Raw genomic sequence first — 14,156 nt, 5'->3', positions numbered from 1 at the left:
ATTACTTCAGATAATGGAAATTATAATATCTGATTATTTTACATTCTTGTCGTGCTTAAACAAGGTCGTGGGAAAGGCGAAACACAGGGAGGAAATCATGACACAAACCGGTGCAGTGTCCGGATCCATACGCGCCGAAAAACGGCACCCCCTGATCGGCGCAACGGTTCATGGCGTTGACCTGAGAGAACCGCTCGACAGCGCCACCTTGAAGACCGTTCATGCCCTATGGATGGAGCACCTGCTGCTGGTATTCCCGGGGCAGCGCATTTCGGATGAGCAGCATATCGCTTTCGGCGAGCGGTTCGGCAGTCTTGAGATCCATCCTTCCGTCGCCCACCGGTCGTCTCGCAACGCCGCGATCTACCGGGTTTCCAATGTCGACGAGGCCGGAAACATCGTGCCGCCGACGGACAGCGCATGGCAGTATTTGAACCAGTCCTGGCGCTGGCACACCGACAGTTCGTTCCGCGAGATTCCAAGCATGGGCTCTATCCTCCACGGGATCGAGATCACCTCGGAAGGCGGCAACACGCTGTTCGCGAACATGTATGCGGCATACGACGCTCTCCTCCCGGATATGAAATCTCGGATCGCCGGGCTCTGGGTGATCCACGCCCACGACTACATCATCCGCACGGCGCCTGAATTGGCGGCGAAGAAGGACCGCGGCACGTATGACGACCTGCCGCCGGTCAGGCACCCTCTGGTCCGGGTGCATCCCGTGACGGGCCGAAAAAGTCTTTTCCTGTCGCCGCACACCATGGTCACCATCGAAGGCATGCCGGAGACAGAGGCTCGGGCGCTGCTCGACGAACTGATCGCACATGCGACCGACGAGAAATTCGTCTATCGACACGTCTGGGCGCCGGACGATGTCATCATGTGGGACAACCGGTGCACAATGCATTCGGTCGAACCGTTCGATAACCGCCGGACCCGCCGGATCATGCATCGTGTCACTCTCGTCGGGGAGGGCGCACCGGTCCCGGCCTAGACAATGCGGAAGCAGTCCGAACGGTTCGGTCTGCGTCACCCCCACCGTTATCGCGAATCCGACCTCTGAGGCCGGGCGAAGGCTCGATAGGCTATTCCGCGGGCCGGTCATCTTCATGCCGAGCCAGCATGGCGGCATAACGAGGCATGACCCTGGGCATCATGCTCTCGCCCGGCGCCGGACGGTCGATGCCGAAGACATGTTTCGGGAAATCCAGGCCCTTCTGAATGTCCCAGATATCGTCGTGCCGGTCCGGCGGGAGAATTTCCGCCGGGTCCCCGACCGCGACCCAGCCGATCGGCACGGTGGTTCCTGGAGCCAGCACGGTGCGCAAATGGACGACGCCGTTGATCCGAACCTCGCTGTTGGTGCCGATTTTCGCACCGTTGAAGACGCTGGCGCCGGTCGCGACGAAGCAATTGTCTTCAATCGTGCAACCGGTCAGGTGGCTGCGCGGACCGACCAGGACATTGTCGCCGATTGTAAGTGGGTTGCCGCGCACCCCGCGCAGGACGGCCGTATCCATCACAACGCAGTTGGCCCCGACGACAATGGGACCGGACTCCGCGGTGAGCACCGCGCCGAAGCCGATGGAGGTGTTTGCGCCGATGGCAACGTCGCCGCAGACCGTCGCGTTCGGCGCGATCCGGGCCGTGGGATGGATATCGGGCGATTTGCCGTGATGGTCCAATATCATGCCGCATCCTTCCTGTTCGACGGCGGATTGGCACCAGCATAGTCGGTCGGAAGGCCCGTGTCCTCAGCGGTCAGGCGTATGCCACTCGGCGGGTTGGACTTTTCTGCGGCGCAGGCGAATGGCGAGGCCGAGGGCAACGCCGACGCCGATAGCCACGGTCAGATCCGCGGCCACGGTCAGCACAAGTGTCACGATCAGCAGCATCCTGTCCGCGATTGGCGTCGCCATGTAACCGCGCCAGCGATGCGGTTCGCTCATGTTCCAGGCGGTCAGGATCAGCAGCGCGGCCATGGCCGGCATCGCCAGATAGCCGGCAAGCGGGGCGGCCAGCATCATCACGGCCAGGATCACCAGGGCATGAACGATCCCGGCGACCGGTGTCTTGCCGCCCGCGCGTATATTCGTTGCCGTACGCGCGATGGCGCCCGTCGCCGGCAGGCCGCCGAACAGGGTGGAAGCGACATTCGCGGCGCCTTGGGCGATCACTTCCGCATTCGGGCGGTGACTGCCGCCGATGGCCCGGTCCGCGACCATGGCGGACAGCAGCGACTCGACGCCGGCCAGAAAGGCGATCACGAAGGCCGAGGGCAGCAGTTCGGTGAAACGCTCGACGGAGATCGGCGGCAGGCTGGGCAGGGGAAGGCGGTTCGGCATTTCGCCGAAGCGGGAAACGATGGTGTCGACCTCAAGGCCCGCGCCCGCGACGATCGCGGAGGACAGGGCGACGGCGACGATCAGCCCCGGGAATTTGGGGAAGGCCCGGCGCAGCAGGATGATGACGAGCCCGGTCCCGAGACCGATCCCGACCGCCGCCGCGTTGACCGACTGAAATACCGTCCCCAGTTCCGACCAGTCGATGCCGCCCTGAAGGCCAAGCAGATCGCTCAACTGGCTTTTGGCGATGATGATGGCGATACCGATGGTGAACCCGTTGATCACCGCTTCCGGAATATAGGCGATCAGGTTTCCGATGCGCAGAAATCCGGCGACGAGCAGGATGATCCCCGCCATGAAGGTGGCGAAGAGCAGGCCGTCGTAACCGTGGTCGGCGATGACGCCGTAGACGACGACGATGAAGGCGCCTGTCGGCCCGCCGATCTGCACCCGGCTGCCGCCGAGCAGAGAGATGAAAAAACCGCCGATGATGGCGGTGACGAGGCCTTGCGCGGGTTCTGCGCCCGATGCGATGGCGATTGCCAGACTGAGCGGAACGGCCACCATGGCAACCGTCGCGCCGGCCAGGCAGTCAGCGGTGAAGAGAGACCAGGAATAGGTCTCCAACGTGGTCAGAATTTTAGGTTTCATGCCGTGACATCCCCAGAGTATGGGCGGCTCTACGGTGAGTCGTACCGAGCGTTATCAAACAGCGTGGCCGGTCCACATGCAATGGGAAATAAAAAAGCCGCCAGGAATGGCGGCTTTCTCAAATTGGAAAAAATGGCTTGGACTAGCTGTTGAACCCGTAGATCAGCAGGCCCGCGACAACGACGACCGCGACGACCCAGATTACCGGGCTCAGGCCTTTGCGTTTGGCGGCGACCTCGTCCACCGCATCCGTGGCGGCCTTCGAGGCGGCGGTTTTCACTTCCGTTTCAGTCGCCGGGGCGGGTTCCGGCGCCGGCTTCGTTTCCGGTGCGGGGGCGGGCTCGGCCGCCGTTTCCGCGGAGGGGGCGGCAGGGGCAGGTGCCGCAGGAGTGGCTTCTTCGGCGGGTTCTTCTGTGGTGGATTCAGCGGGGGCAGGCGCTGCTTCCGCGGCAGGGGCGCCGCCGGCCTTGGCGGCCACTTCCTCGTTGAACTTCGAGAAGAATTCGCCGGCCATCTTCTTGGCGGTCGAGTCGATAAGCCGGGACCCGATCTGGGCCAGTTTCCCGCCGACATTCGCATCGACCTCATAGGTCAGCACGGTTTCACCGCCGTCCTCGGCCAGGGAGACCACGGCGCCGCCCTTGGCGAACCCGGCCGCGCCGCCTTTGCCTTCACCGCTGATCTTGTAACCGTTCGGCGGGTCGATATCGGTCAAGGTGACGTCGCCTGCGAACTTTGCCTTCACCGGGCCGACCTTGGCCTGAACCGTAGCGGAGAAGGACGTGTCCGACGTCTTCTCAAGCGTCTGACAGCCGGGAATGCAGGCTTTCAGAACCTCCGGATCGTTCAGCGCATCCCAGACCACTTCGCGCGGGGCCGGGATTCGCTCTTCACCTTTCATATCCATGCTGCTTGTCCTTTACTTCTCTCTCGCGCGACCGATGCCGGTCGATTTCTGCCGCCTGTGTCCGATGATCTTTCCGGCGCGAAGCGGCTGTTTGGCTTGGAACGCCGTGTTCGTGAAATTGAATTAGGATGCTGGGCCGATATCCGCAAGCCCGGCAAAGGGACTAAGAGCTTTGCCCTTTCATGGCCGAACCGGCCGACCCGCGGCAAATGGGGGATCATTCGGCAGGTTTCTTCCGCTCCGGGCCGGCTGCCGGTATAAAGGTAGGCAGGCGGACGAGATCCAGGGAATCGGGCAATGAAGGTTCCGGTCCGGCTCGGACGGGAATGAAGCGAATGGCCGTTACGGTAGTTGAATCGACGATTGATGTGGCGCTCTGGTTCATGGACCAGGCCCGGCGGGAGGACGATTACCTGCAGCCGCAGAAATTGCAGCGGCTGATTTATATCGCCCAGGGTTCCTACGCCGCCACACATCACGGCCGGATGTTGATGCCGGCGCTGTTCGTGGCGGGGGAGACCGGCCCGCAGGACCCGAATATCTTCCGCCTGTTCGAACACGGCCGCCCGACGAATTTGGGGGAACCCAAGATTCCCTCCGAAACGCTGCATTTCCTGGACATGATCTGGCGGCGATACGGCCATCATTCCTCCGATTATCTGAACCAGCAGATCAAACACCACGACGTCTATGTGCGTGCGTTGAAGAAGGGACTGGGCGAGGAAATTCCGTTTCCCGCCATCGTCCGGTTCTTCACCAGGAAGGAAAGACCCAACGTCAAGAAAGTGAAAACCGCGGATGGGCGGGTCCTTGAGAAATGGACGCCGACGGCGGCCCCCGGGCCAAGCAAGGGGTGACCGCAGGACGGTTTCGGCTGCTGCGCAAGGTTTTATATCAGAGGTAAGTTTCAATGACCGATTTTGAGAGTGCCTGGCGGGACCGCTTCGGCGATGCCGCCGACCGCGGTGCCGCACCCGATGACGCGGATTGGGATCGCCTGTCCGGCTTCTTGACGCGCCGGTCCTGCCGTCGGTTCGCCGATAGGCCGGTGGAAGAACCGCTGTTGCAGGCGTTGCTGGCCTGTGCCCAGTCGGCGCCCTCCAAATCCGATCTGCAACAATACTCCATTATTGTTATCGATGATCCGGATCTACGCGGATCGATGCAGCAATGGTCGTCTTTCGACGACTGGATCGCCACGGCGCCCTTGTTTCTGGTTTTCTGCGGCGACCTCCGGCGGCAACGGCGGATTGCCGAGATGCGTGGGTATGAGCATCGCAACGACAACCTCGATACCTTCATGAATACGGCCGTCGATGCCGGTATCGCCTTGGCGACATTCGTCGCGGCGGCGGAGGCGGCCGGCCTAGGCTGCTGCCCGATCAGCGTCGTCCGCAACCATATCGACGAAGCCAGCAATATGCTCGGCCTGCCCGATGGCGTTTATCCCGTGGCGGGGCTCGCCTTGGGCTGGCCCGAAGCAACCGCGCAGATCAGCATGCGCCTGCCACCTGCCGCGGTCGTGCACCGGAATGGGTACCGGGACGAGGATCTTCCAGGCCTTGTCGATGCCTATGATGCAGCGCGCCACGCGGTTCAGCCGATCGCGCCGCACAAACAGCGCCATCCGGACAAATACGGCATAACCGAAACCTGCACCTGGTCGGAGAACACGGCGCGCCAAATGTCCGTGCCGGAAAGGGCGGCATTTTCGACATTCCTTCGGAAACGGGGATTTTCGCTGGACTAGAGGCGCGCCGGTTGCCGACGGGCGGCCGCAGTTCTATGTCACGGGGACCGTGAAAGGACACCGATGAGCGACTCTCTCCGCCGGCAAGGAAAAACGATCAAGACCCTGTTGCCCTATCTCTGGCCGCGGGACAGCACCGAAATTCGGGTTCGGGTCGTCCTGGCCATGGTGGCCTTGGGGGCGGCGAAGGTCGCTAACGTCTGGGTACCGCTGTTCTATAAGGATGCGGTCGATGCCCTGTCCGGAGGCGGGGCCGGAGTAGGGACCGGCGACGGCGCGGGCGGTTTGGCCGCCGCCGGCATCGCGGCGATACCGCTCGGGCTGTTGCTCGCCTATGGCGGCGCGCGCGTTCTATCGGTCGTCTTTCAGGAATTGCGCGAAATTCTGTTCGTGAATGTGGCGCAGCGGGCTATCAGGCGTGTCGCCCTGGTCACGTTCCGGCACTTGCATAGTCTTTCCCTGCGTTTTCATTTGGATCGGCAGACGGGCGGTCTCAGCCGGGTGATCGAACGCGGCGTGAAGGGGATCGAATTCGTCCTCACTTTCATGCTGTTCAACATCATTCCGACCTTGGTTGAGATTTTGATGGTCTGCGGCGTTTTGTGGGGACTGTTCGATATCTGGTTCGCCGCAATCACGTTGGTGACCATCGCCGCCTATATCGCCTTCACGATGCTGATCACCGAATGGCGGCTGAAGTTCCGTCGCCATATGAACGAGTCGGATACGGAAGCGAACACCAAGGCGATCGACAGTCTGTTGAACTTCGAGACGGTGAAATACTTCGGCGCCGAGGAGCACGAGGCGCGCCGCTACGACGTCTCATTGCAGCGCTATGAAAAAGCGGCGGTCCGTTCGATCGCCAGCCTGTCGGTGGTCAATGTCGGACAGGGCGCGATCATCGCGACCGGATTGGTCGCGGTGATGTATCTCGCCGCCCGCGGCATGGTCGACGGCAGTATGACCATCGGCGATTTTGTCCTGGTGAACACCTATCTCATCCAGCTGTATCTGCCGCTCAATTTCCTGGGCTTCGTCTATCGGCAGATCCGCCAGTCGCTGACGGATATGGAGGACATGTTCTCCATGTTGGACGTGACCGCGGAAATTCGTGACGAGGACGGCGCCGTGGACCTGAACGCACGGGACGGCCGGGTCGAATTCCGCGACGTCAAGTTCGGCTACGACCCGCGCCGGCCGATCCTGAAGGGCGTCAGCTTTACGGTGGAACCCGGAAAGACGACCGCGATTGTCGGTCCCAGCGGCGCCGGCAAATCGACCATCAGCCGGCTTTTGTTCCGCTTCTACGATGCCAGCGAGGGGGCGGTCCTGATCGACGGCAAGGATCTGCGCACGGTCAAACAGCAGGGGGTGAGGGAGGCAATCGGCATCGTTCCGCAGGATACGGTCCTGTTCAACGATACGGTCCGTTACAACATCGCCTATGGCCGGCCGGACGCGACAGAGGCGGAAATCACCCGCGCCGCGCAGCTTGCCCATATCGACGACTTCATAAGGTCCTTGCCCGATGGATACGAAACGCGCGTCGGGGAACGTGGCCTGAAATTGTCCGGTGGGGAGAAACAGCGCGTCGCCATTGCCCGTACGATCCTGAAGGATCCGCCGATCATGCTGTTCGACGAGGCGACCTCGGCGCTCGATACCGCGACCGAACGGGATATCCAGACAAGCCTGCGGGAAGTCTCCAAGGGGCGGACGACATTGATCATCGCCCACCGTCTCTCGACTGTCGTGGATGCGGATGAGATCATCGTCCTCCGTGCCGGGGAAATCGTCGAACGCGGCAGGCATGCCGATCTGCTGGCCCGCAAGGGCGTCTATGCGGAAATGTGGGCACGCCAGCAAAGCGGCGACCAGGACGCGTGATGGTAACCTGCCCGGACCGAACGACCGGTTACTGTTTGCCCGCTGCCTTGGTGTCGCTTTTCGCCGCCGCCTCGGTCTGCCAGTTCACCTTGTGCATCGGGAAATAGGCGTTTTCCCAGACCCAATTCCAAAACCCGAAATGCCTCGGATCTGAATCGTCCCAAACCGTTGCGCAGCGGGCAAAGGGCTCGTCGACGGGTGCGCCTTTCTGCTGCGGATCCAATGCCTTCAGCGCTGCCTTGGTGCTATCAGGGTCGTTCTTCAGGAAATGCGGGGTTGCGGACCTGAGCCGCTCCACGCAGTGCTGCGCCATCTCGTTTTGGGGCGTTCCCAGAAAGCACTGGTAGAGCACCTCGCGCACCAGATTGGGCCCGGTAAGGTCGATCGTCGATTTGTTCGGAACCTGTTCCCAATAGCTCCGTAAAGGGCCGTCCGGCTGCGCCTCCATCTCCTGATAGGCTTGTTTGATCGCCAATCGCAACGTGTCAGCGAAACAGCTCTGTGGATGTGTCGCGACGATATTGTTCATCGCATAGAAGGGATGGTCGCCATGCGTCTTGTGGGATCCCTTGTGATAAATCTGATTGGCGCCATCCGCCCTGTCGACGCCATGAAAATCTTCGAAGGCGCATAGGGCCAGGTTTTCCCCGACCGAGAGCTGATCCAGAGATGCGGTCAACTGCAAGTCGACATCCATATAGATGCCGCCGTAATTGTATAAAATCTCATAGCGAAGAATGTCGGATGCGGCGGCGGGGAATATCCCTCTGAATCCCAGTTCCTTATTGTAAGAGTCCCAATTCAGCCAATTCATCTCCGCGGTTAATTCCGCTACATCGCGCAGGACTAGTCTGCCGTCGGATTTCCCGGCTGCTTCACGCAACGGGGCCATCGCGTCGTTGGCCTTATGGAGCAGAAACAGCGCGAGCAGGGTTTCACGCCTGCCTTTCTGTTCTTCGCTCTTCATGAAAACACCAAGTGGTGGCCGTTCGGACCCTTCGAAAAGTCCGCCGGGGCTATACTGACGTTCCCAATAGTCGACGAATTCCTGAAAGAAGTCCTGCAAACCGGCTGGAATGGGCGCATCCGCCGACAGGATTCGCTGCAGCAGTTGAAAGCTGCGATGATCCTGGCCGGGACCGCGTTCGGGCTGTGGATAATCTTCTCCGGCGTCCGGGGCTGGTTCCTGGTAGACCGTCCGAAAGGCTGCCCGCTGTTCCTGCTCTTCAAGGGGCAGGTTCAATGCTTTCCGGACACCATGCATGTTGAACACGTGGCTATGGTCCCACCACAGCCACACTTCGTATGAAGGGTTGGTCCGCAGATAGGACCGAATGCCTTCCAGGTCCTTCACTTTCGTCAGATCGCCGCCGCCGATCCACACGACATGGATTATCTTTGGAATTTCACGTGGCATTCGGTTCCGCTCCTCGAGTTATCGCTTGGTTTTGGGCGGTCCGATCAGCCGGGCCACAGGAAATGCAGAATGAAGCGGGAGAGCCCCGTGCCGCGGCTCTTCTGCCTGTCGACATCCATGATCAATTGGCCCGGCCCCTCCTTTTTCAGGTAGGCGGTGCTGAAATAGATATCCATAAGGCCAAGATTGGAATCGGCGTGGAACCGGGTGTTCTGCTGCCACGCGACCAATCGTTCGGGCGGCATGCTGGAAGCAGCTTCCGGATCGTCGCCCAGTTTGGGCCGGCCTTCGGTCAACAATATCAAACGGCCCGGTCCGGTCGCGGTGGAGAAGATGAACTTGCCGAGAAGCAGGGTCGTGACCTGTGTGCTGATCAGGGTCGAGACCTTGATCGAATCCGACATGCCGACGAAGTCGGTGAAGTCGAATACCACGACCTCGCCTTCTTTCAGGTCCCATTCCACGAAAGTCTTGCCGCCGGTCGCGGTGAAATGGACCGACTCCCCACCGGCCGTCAGGTCGAACCGGTTCATGGTCATCGACCGGTGGAGCAGGCGGGCGATGGGCGCGCCCAGCGGCTGCGGTATGGCGAACCGCGGCGGCATGCCATGCGGCTGGATGCGGCGGGAAATGAAGTATCGGCCTTCGATTTCCTTGCCCAGGGCGTAGTCCTGTCCATGCGTGGTAATTGCGCCTTTCGGCATGTCGCTCGGGTTCTCTGGGTCGCCCAAAGTCAGGAACACACCGGTCTCCTTGGCGAAGGCAACCCGTCCGAACACATACATGAAACTTTTGACGCAAAGGATCGCGAAGAGCAGATGGGCAAGCATGTGCGCAGCGTGGATATATGAGAAAATCCACCAGACGGTCGTCTGGGTCGCAATGCTCGATTGCCAGATATACGGCGTCACGTAAGCGCGTAACCGGGCCGCACCATCCCCTACTTCCCCGCCGGCAGTCTTGATCTTGGGTTCTACTTCCTTATCGATCAGTTCCATAAGGTTTTCCTTCGCGCTGTTGCGCACGAAGGCATAGGCGGTATTGATCTGATCCTGCATTTCGTTGACGGACCAATTCTTTGCTCCGGAGAGAAAGCCGGAGAAGTTCGGCGGCTCCATCGGGATATTTTTCTCGATGACCTTTTCGTACTTTTTCCCGAATTCGACGGACAATTCGTCATACGGGTAACCCTTGACCTGTTCCTCGAATTCGGTGGTTGCCTCTTCCCACTTCCGAACCTGGCATTCGTGGAACCGATAGATTGAATACATGACGTTTTCGCGAAGATCGGTGCCGATTTCCCGCCATCTTCGAACGCCTGAGGCCCGCCCTTCCTCGCGGGCGATGGCTTCATCGTAGGATGTTATCGCTACGGTCCGCTTGGCCCGATCCGCGTCGGTGATTTCCTGACTGAGCTGTTTGTCGATCGCATCGAAAGAACCCAGTAGTTTCTCCCTCACGACCGGTTGCGCCAGGACAAAGTTCGGGTAGTTCCGAGCGATTGCCACATCTTGTTTCAGCTTCGTTAACGCCGAATCCAATGTGTTCAGACCGACATTCTTCGTTCGGTTGTCGAAGGCCTTTAATACTGCGTCTTTCAACTGCGTTCGATAAGAGTCCCAGAGGAACGCGAACATACCCGATTGGACAACCAAGCTTTGGTCTACCGCAGCCGCGAGCCTGCCGCGCACATTTGCAATGTAGGCTTTGGATCGTTTTGATCCTGCCGCCATTGAATGGGCCTTAAGTTCCTCCAGTCGATTTTTTTGGAGGTCCGCTAGATATTCCTTGTGACCCATCAAGTAACCACATCCGATGGTCGCGCTGGTATCCATGGGATACAGAAGCATGCTTCTGCTTTCGTAAGCCGCATCCTCGATCGCTCGCTCCAACGCCGCCGTGCCAGCGAAGTAGGGAACCGCGAAAAGCAGGATGGGGGCCCATAGAAAAACCGTACGAAACACCGTCTTGGTCGTTCGCCAGAAGCCCAGTTGGCGGATGAAGTAGACATTCTGGTAAATTGCCGTAACAACCAACCGGAACAGCGCGACAGCTAGCATGAAGGCCAGGATCGGAAGGATTTGGCGCAACGTGTCCAGGAATTCGTAACCCGTGGTCTGCGCCAGGACCGAGGTGATAATGGCCGACGTCACACAGAAGACCAGGAAGGAGCGGGAGAAGATACGTCCGCGGAGCGCGATCCAGACAAAGGATACCTTCGCGCCGATCATGGGCAGATAACTGCCATAATGGTCAAAGTCGCCGAAGTCGAGAATGCCGGCCAGCCTAGCTATGTCTATGATCTGGCAATGAACGGCCGCCAATCCGATGAAAAGCCAACCCCAGCGTCGACGCCATAGGCAGTTCACGACGGCGGGAAGGAAACCTAATGCCAGAAACGCTACGCCGATGATGAAGACTTCGTCGCTGCCGCTGCTTGCCCCGCTGCTGACGCCGGGGATTGAGGGGGAGGACCCAAAGATTTTGGGCTTTAGGGCTTCGCGTGTCGTATCGAACAAGCCGAAATAGGTGATGAAGGGATACATCGCGAAAAGTGCGGCGTATTGGGCGTAACCTGAATAGGTCGGATCCTTGTCTCGCGACGAAATAGAAAACAGCTTCATGTCGACCCTTTCGCTGCGGTTCCCCATCCGCTCGAACTGGTCGAACGAATAAATCGGTACACTGACCGGATTTGCCGGTTTCGGCGCACTTGCGTGCGGAACGCCGTTCGGCCTATTGAGCCAACAAAGGCGGCCGTATTTCGGCAGCCTCTAATGAGCGGTATCAAGCTACGTTCAGTGCGCCGGACTGTCTAGTGGCGTTGGGCGAAAGTCCAATGAGGGCAGCGCAAGGCTTCGCCGCCGGGTGGACCGAGACGGCAGAGGGAGGGGCACCCTCTCTAACCCGGCCACAGGAAATGTGTGATGAACCGGGACAACCCGGTGCCCTTGCCGGTTTGTCTGTCGACATCCATCACCAGATTTCCGGGGCCTTCCTTGCGGACATAGGCCGTGCTCAGATAGATATCCGGCAGCGCCAGGCTTGAGTCGACATGGAACCGAACGTCACGCTGCCAGGCGATCAAGCGCTCGGGTGGCATGCTGACCTCGGTTTCGGGATCGTCCCCGGTTTTCGGCGTGCCGCCGGTCAACAAGACGATCCGGCCCGGACCGGTTGCTGTCGAAAAGACGTATCTGCCGAGCTGCAAGGTTGAGATCCGGGCGCTGATCAGCGTCGAGAGTTTCACCGATCCGGCCATGCCCACAAAATTCGTGAAATCGAAGACGATCGTTTCCCCTTCCTCCAGCGTCCATTCCACGAAGGTCTTGCTGCCCGTGACGGTGAAGTAGAGCACTTGGGGGCGCGGGGCCTTGCCCTGCGGGACAAGGTCGAACCGGTTCATCGTCATCGACCGGTGCAAAAGGCGGGCGATCGGTGCCCCTGATGGCTGCGGAATGGTGAAACGCGGCGGCATGCCATGCGGCTGAAACCGACGCGAGAAGTAGTAGGTCCCCTCCGTTCCTTCACCCAGGGAATAGTTCTGCCCGGTAATGCGGACGGGTCCGTGCGGCATCTCTTCACGGCGCTGCGGATCGCCAAGCGTCAGGAAGGCACCGGCATCACTGGCGAAAGCGACGCGCCCGAACACATACATGAAGCTCTTGATGCACAGGACGATGAACAGGATATGGGCGAACATGTGCAGCGCGTGGAGCGTCGAGAAGACCCACCAGACGGAGATCTGGGTTGCACGGTTGGCGTCCTGGAACAGCGGTGTGATTTCGTCGCGCAGTTTCACGACACCATCGCCGACCCTCCCGGAAGCGGTCTCGATCTGCGGTTCGATATGGTCGTCGATCTTTCGCGCCAACCGGTCGCGTGCGCTGTTTCGGATGAAGGAATAGGCGCCGTTGATCTGGTCCTGCATTTCCTCGACGGACCAGTTCTTGATGCCAGACATGAAGCCGGAATAATTCGGCGGTTTCATCGGCAGACGCGATGTCAGCACCTCGTTGTACTGTTTCTTGAATTCATCCGAGAGCTGATCGTAGGGCATGTTGCGGACGCGGCGTTCGAACTCGGTCGTGCGGTCGATCCATTCCTGTTGCTTGCAGGCATAGAAGCGATAGATCGAATACATCGTGTTCCGGCGCAGTTCCGTACCGGCCTCGCGCAGCTCGGCTATTCTTCGGGGTCTGCTCTGCTCAGTCTTGAACAGGGCGGCTATTTCCGCCGGTGTGGGATCGGTGGGGCGCCGGTCGCGGCCGCCGACGGAGCGGGCCTTGGCGCGCAATTCCCGTTGGTAGGCGGGGCTGCCGGCCAGATAGGCGCAGCCGACGGTCGCTTCCTCGTCATGCGGGTGGATCAGCATGGCCCGTTGTTCATAGGCCGCATCCTCGACGGTTCGCTGCACCATGGCGGTTATCGCGAAATAGGGAACGGCGAAGACCAGGATCGGAATCCAGAGAACGGCGGTATGCGCCAGCGTATTGCCGCAACGCCGCCAGCCCAGCTGCTTGATGAAGTAGCTGTTCTGAACGATCGCGAAGATGACCAGCCTCACCAGGGCGACGGTCATGGCGAAGACGATCAAGGGCAGCACCTGGCGCATCGCATCGATCGTTTCGTAGCCGGACGTTTGGGCCAAGACCGAGGTCAGCAATGCCGAGGTGAAGCAGTAGAGCAGGAAGGACGTGGAGTAGATCCTTCCTCGGAAAACGATCCAGAGGAAGGATATCTTGACGCCGATCATCGGCAGGTTGGCGATCAGTTCTCTCGCCGCGCCGAAATCGACAAAGCCGAAATCCGCCGTCAGGTCCAGCATCACGAAATGCGCAGCCGCCATCCCGATCAACAGCCAGCCCCAGGCCTTTCGCCACAGGCAATGCAGCACGGCGGGAACATAGCCGGTCACGAAGAAGGCCGCGATGGCGTTGACCTGATAGGCCGTCGGCGCGGCAGCCTCACCATTGCTTGCCGCGCCGCCGGTTGCCGCAGGGCCAATGTCGAAGACTTGCGGCTGGGGCACCTGCTGAACGAAATCGAACAGCGAGAAATAGGTAATGAACGGATACATCGCGACCAGCGCCGCGTATTGGCCGGGCCCGGAATAGGTGCGGCCGCCTTCCCGGATCAGGGTGGCCAGTCGCGTCGCAAGCGGAACGGTCTTCGGTGTCGTCATCCAATACCCAG

General features: G+C 60.2%; 10 protein-coding genes. 4 read left to right on the top strand and 6 right to left on the bottom strand.

Going from position 1 to position 14,156, the window contains the following annotated elements; translation table 11 throughout:
- The first annotated feature begins 97 nt into the window (after nt 1-97).
- A complete protein-coding gene (locus ACQK2G_RS13585) occupies nt 98-997 on the top strand; it encodes a TauD/TfdA dioxygenase family protein (RefSeq protein WP_425405576.1) in 900 nt (299 codons plus the stop codon).
- A 91-nt stretch (nt 998-1,088) separates the two neighbouring features.
- Here ACQK2G_RS13585 and ACQK2G_RS13580 read toward each other — a convergent pair whose 3' ends face one another.
- The 3 genes from ACQK2G_RS13580 to ACQK2G_RS13570 all read right to left on the bottom strand — a co-directional run bounded on the left by ACQK2G_RS13580 (nt 1,089) and on the right by ACQK2G_RS13570 (nt 3,906).
- The gene (locus ACQK2G_RS13580) at nt 1,089-1,694 is read right to left on the bottom strand and encodes a gamma carbonic anhydrase family protein (RefSeq protein WP_425405575.1); all 606 of its coding nucleotides are present in this window, start codon (nt 1,692-1,694) and stop codon (nt 1,089-1,091) included.
- A gap of 63 nt (nt 1,695-1,757) precedes the next feature.
- Entirely contained in the window at nt 1,758-2,999 is a 1,242-nt protein-coding gene (locus ACQK2G_RS13575; protein WP_425405574.1) for a SulP family inorganic anion transporter, read from the bottom strand.
- Nucleotides 3,000-3,141: 142 nt separating this feature from the next.
- A complete protein-coding gene (locus ACQK2G_RS13570; protein ID WP_425405573.1) occupies nt 3,142-3,906 on the bottom strand; it encodes an SRPBCC family protein in 765 nt (254 codons plus the stop codon).
- Nucleotides 3,907-4,241: 335 nt separating this feature from the next.
- On the opposite strand from ACQK2G_RS13570, the gene ACQK2G_RS13565 reads away from it, so the two are divergent.
- From ACQK2G_RS13565 to ACQK2G_RS13555, 3 genes are all read left to right on the top strand, one after another.
- Nucleotides 4,242-4,763, top strand: a complete 522-nt coding sequence (locus ACQK2G_RS13565) for a Panacea domain-containing protein (protein WP_425405572.1) — start codon at nt 4,242-4,244, stop codon at nt 4,761-4,763.
- Between the two features lie 53 nt (nt 4,764-4,816).
- Nucleotides 4,817-5,656, top strand: coding sequence for a nitroreductase family protein (locus tag ACQK2G_RS13560; RefSeq protein WP_425405571.1), 840 nt, complete (start codon nt 4,817-4,819; stop codon nt 5,654-5,656).
- Nucleotides 5,657-5,719: 63 nt separating this feature from the next.
- Entirely contained in the window at nt 5,720-7,543 is a 1,824-nt protein-coding gene (locus ACQK2G_RS13555) for an ABCB family ABC transporter ATP-binding protein/permease (protein WP_425405570.1), read from the top strand.
- A 28-nt stretch (nt 7,544-7,571) separates the two neighbouring features.
- On the opposite strand, the gene ACQK2G_RS13550 is transcribed toward ACQK2G_RS13555, so the two are convergent.
- The 3 genes from ACQK2G_RS13550 to ACQK2G_RS13540 all read right to left on the bottom strand — a co-directional run bounded on the left by ACQK2G_RS13550 (nt 7,572) and on the right by ACQK2G_RS13540 (nt 14,145).
- The gene (locus ACQK2G_RS13550; RefSeq protein ID WP_425405569.1) at nt 7,572-8,960 is read right to left on the bottom strand and encodes a TcdA/TcdB catalytic glycosyltransferase domain-containing protein; all 1,389 of its coding nucleotides are present in this window, start codon (nt 8,958-8,960) and stop codon (nt 7,572-7,574) included.
- Between the two features lie 44 nt (nt 8,961-9,004).
- Nucleotides 9,005-11,584: a hypothetical protein gene (locus tag ACQK2G_RS13545; protein ID WP_425405568.1), complete on the bottom strand. Its 2,580-nt coding sequence runs from the start codon at nt 11,582-11,584 to the stop codon at nt 9,005-9,007.
- 278 nt (nt 11,585-11,862) lie between these two features.
- Nucleotides 11,863-14,145 (bottom strand): hypothetical protein, encoded by a 2,283-nt coding sequence (locus ACQK2G_RS13540; RefSeq protein ID WP_425405567.1) that lies wholly within the window; start codon nt 14,143-14,145, stop codon nt 11,863-11,865.
- Nucleotides 14,146-14,156: the final 11 nt, after the last annotated feature.

The organism is Hwanghaeella sp., from assembly GCF_965227365.1.
In the GTDB taxonomy this organism is placed as follows: domain Bacteria; phylum Pseudomonadota; class Alphaproteobacteria; order UBA8366; family Aestuariispiraceae; genus Hwanghaeella.
The sequence above is the reverse complement of the archived record's forward strand: the minus strand, read 5'-3'. Positions and strand labels throughout refer to the sequence as shown.

Coding starts and splice junctions, on each gene's coding strand:
- ACQK2G_RS13570 (WP_425405573.1), bottom strand. CDS start 3,906: ATGGATATGAAAGGTGAAGAGCGAATCCCGGCCCCGCGCGAAGTGGTC.
- ACQK2G_RS13585 (WP_425405576.1), top strand. CDS start 98: ATGACACAAACCGGTGCAGTGTCCGGATCCATACGCGCCGAAAAACGG.
- ACQK2G_RS13575 (WP_425405574.1), bottom strand. CDS start 2,999: ATGAAACCTAAAATTCTGACCACGTTGGAGACCTATTCCTGGTCTCTC.
- ACQK2G_RS13555 (WP_425405570.1), top strand. CDS start 5,720: ATGAGCGACTCTCTCCGCCGGCAAGGAAAAACGATCAAGACCCTGTTG.
- ACQK2G_RS13550 (WP_425405569.1), bottom strand. CDS start 8,960: ATGCCACGTGAAATTCCAAAGATAATCCATGTCGTGTGGATCGGCGGC.
- ACQK2G_RS13545 (WP_425405568.1), bottom strand. CDS start 11,584: ATGAAGCTGTTTTCTATTTCGTCGCGAGACAAGGATCCGACCTATTCA.
- ACQK2G_RS13540 (WP_425405567.1), bottom strand. CDS start 14,145: ATGACGACACCGAAGACCGTTCCGCTTGCGACGCGACTGGCCACCCTG.
- ACQK2G_RS13580 (WP_425405575.1), bottom strand. CDS start 1,694: ATGATATTGGACCATCACGGCAAATCGCCCGATATCCATCCCACGGCC.
- ACQK2G_RS13565 (WP_425405572.1), top strand. CDS start 4,242: ATGGCCGTTACGGTAGTTGAATCGACGATTGATGTGGCGCTCTGGTTC.
- ACQK2G_RS13560 (WP_425405571.1), top strand. CDS start 4,817: ATGACCGATTTTGAGAGTGCCTGGCGGGACCGCTTCGGCGATGCCGCC.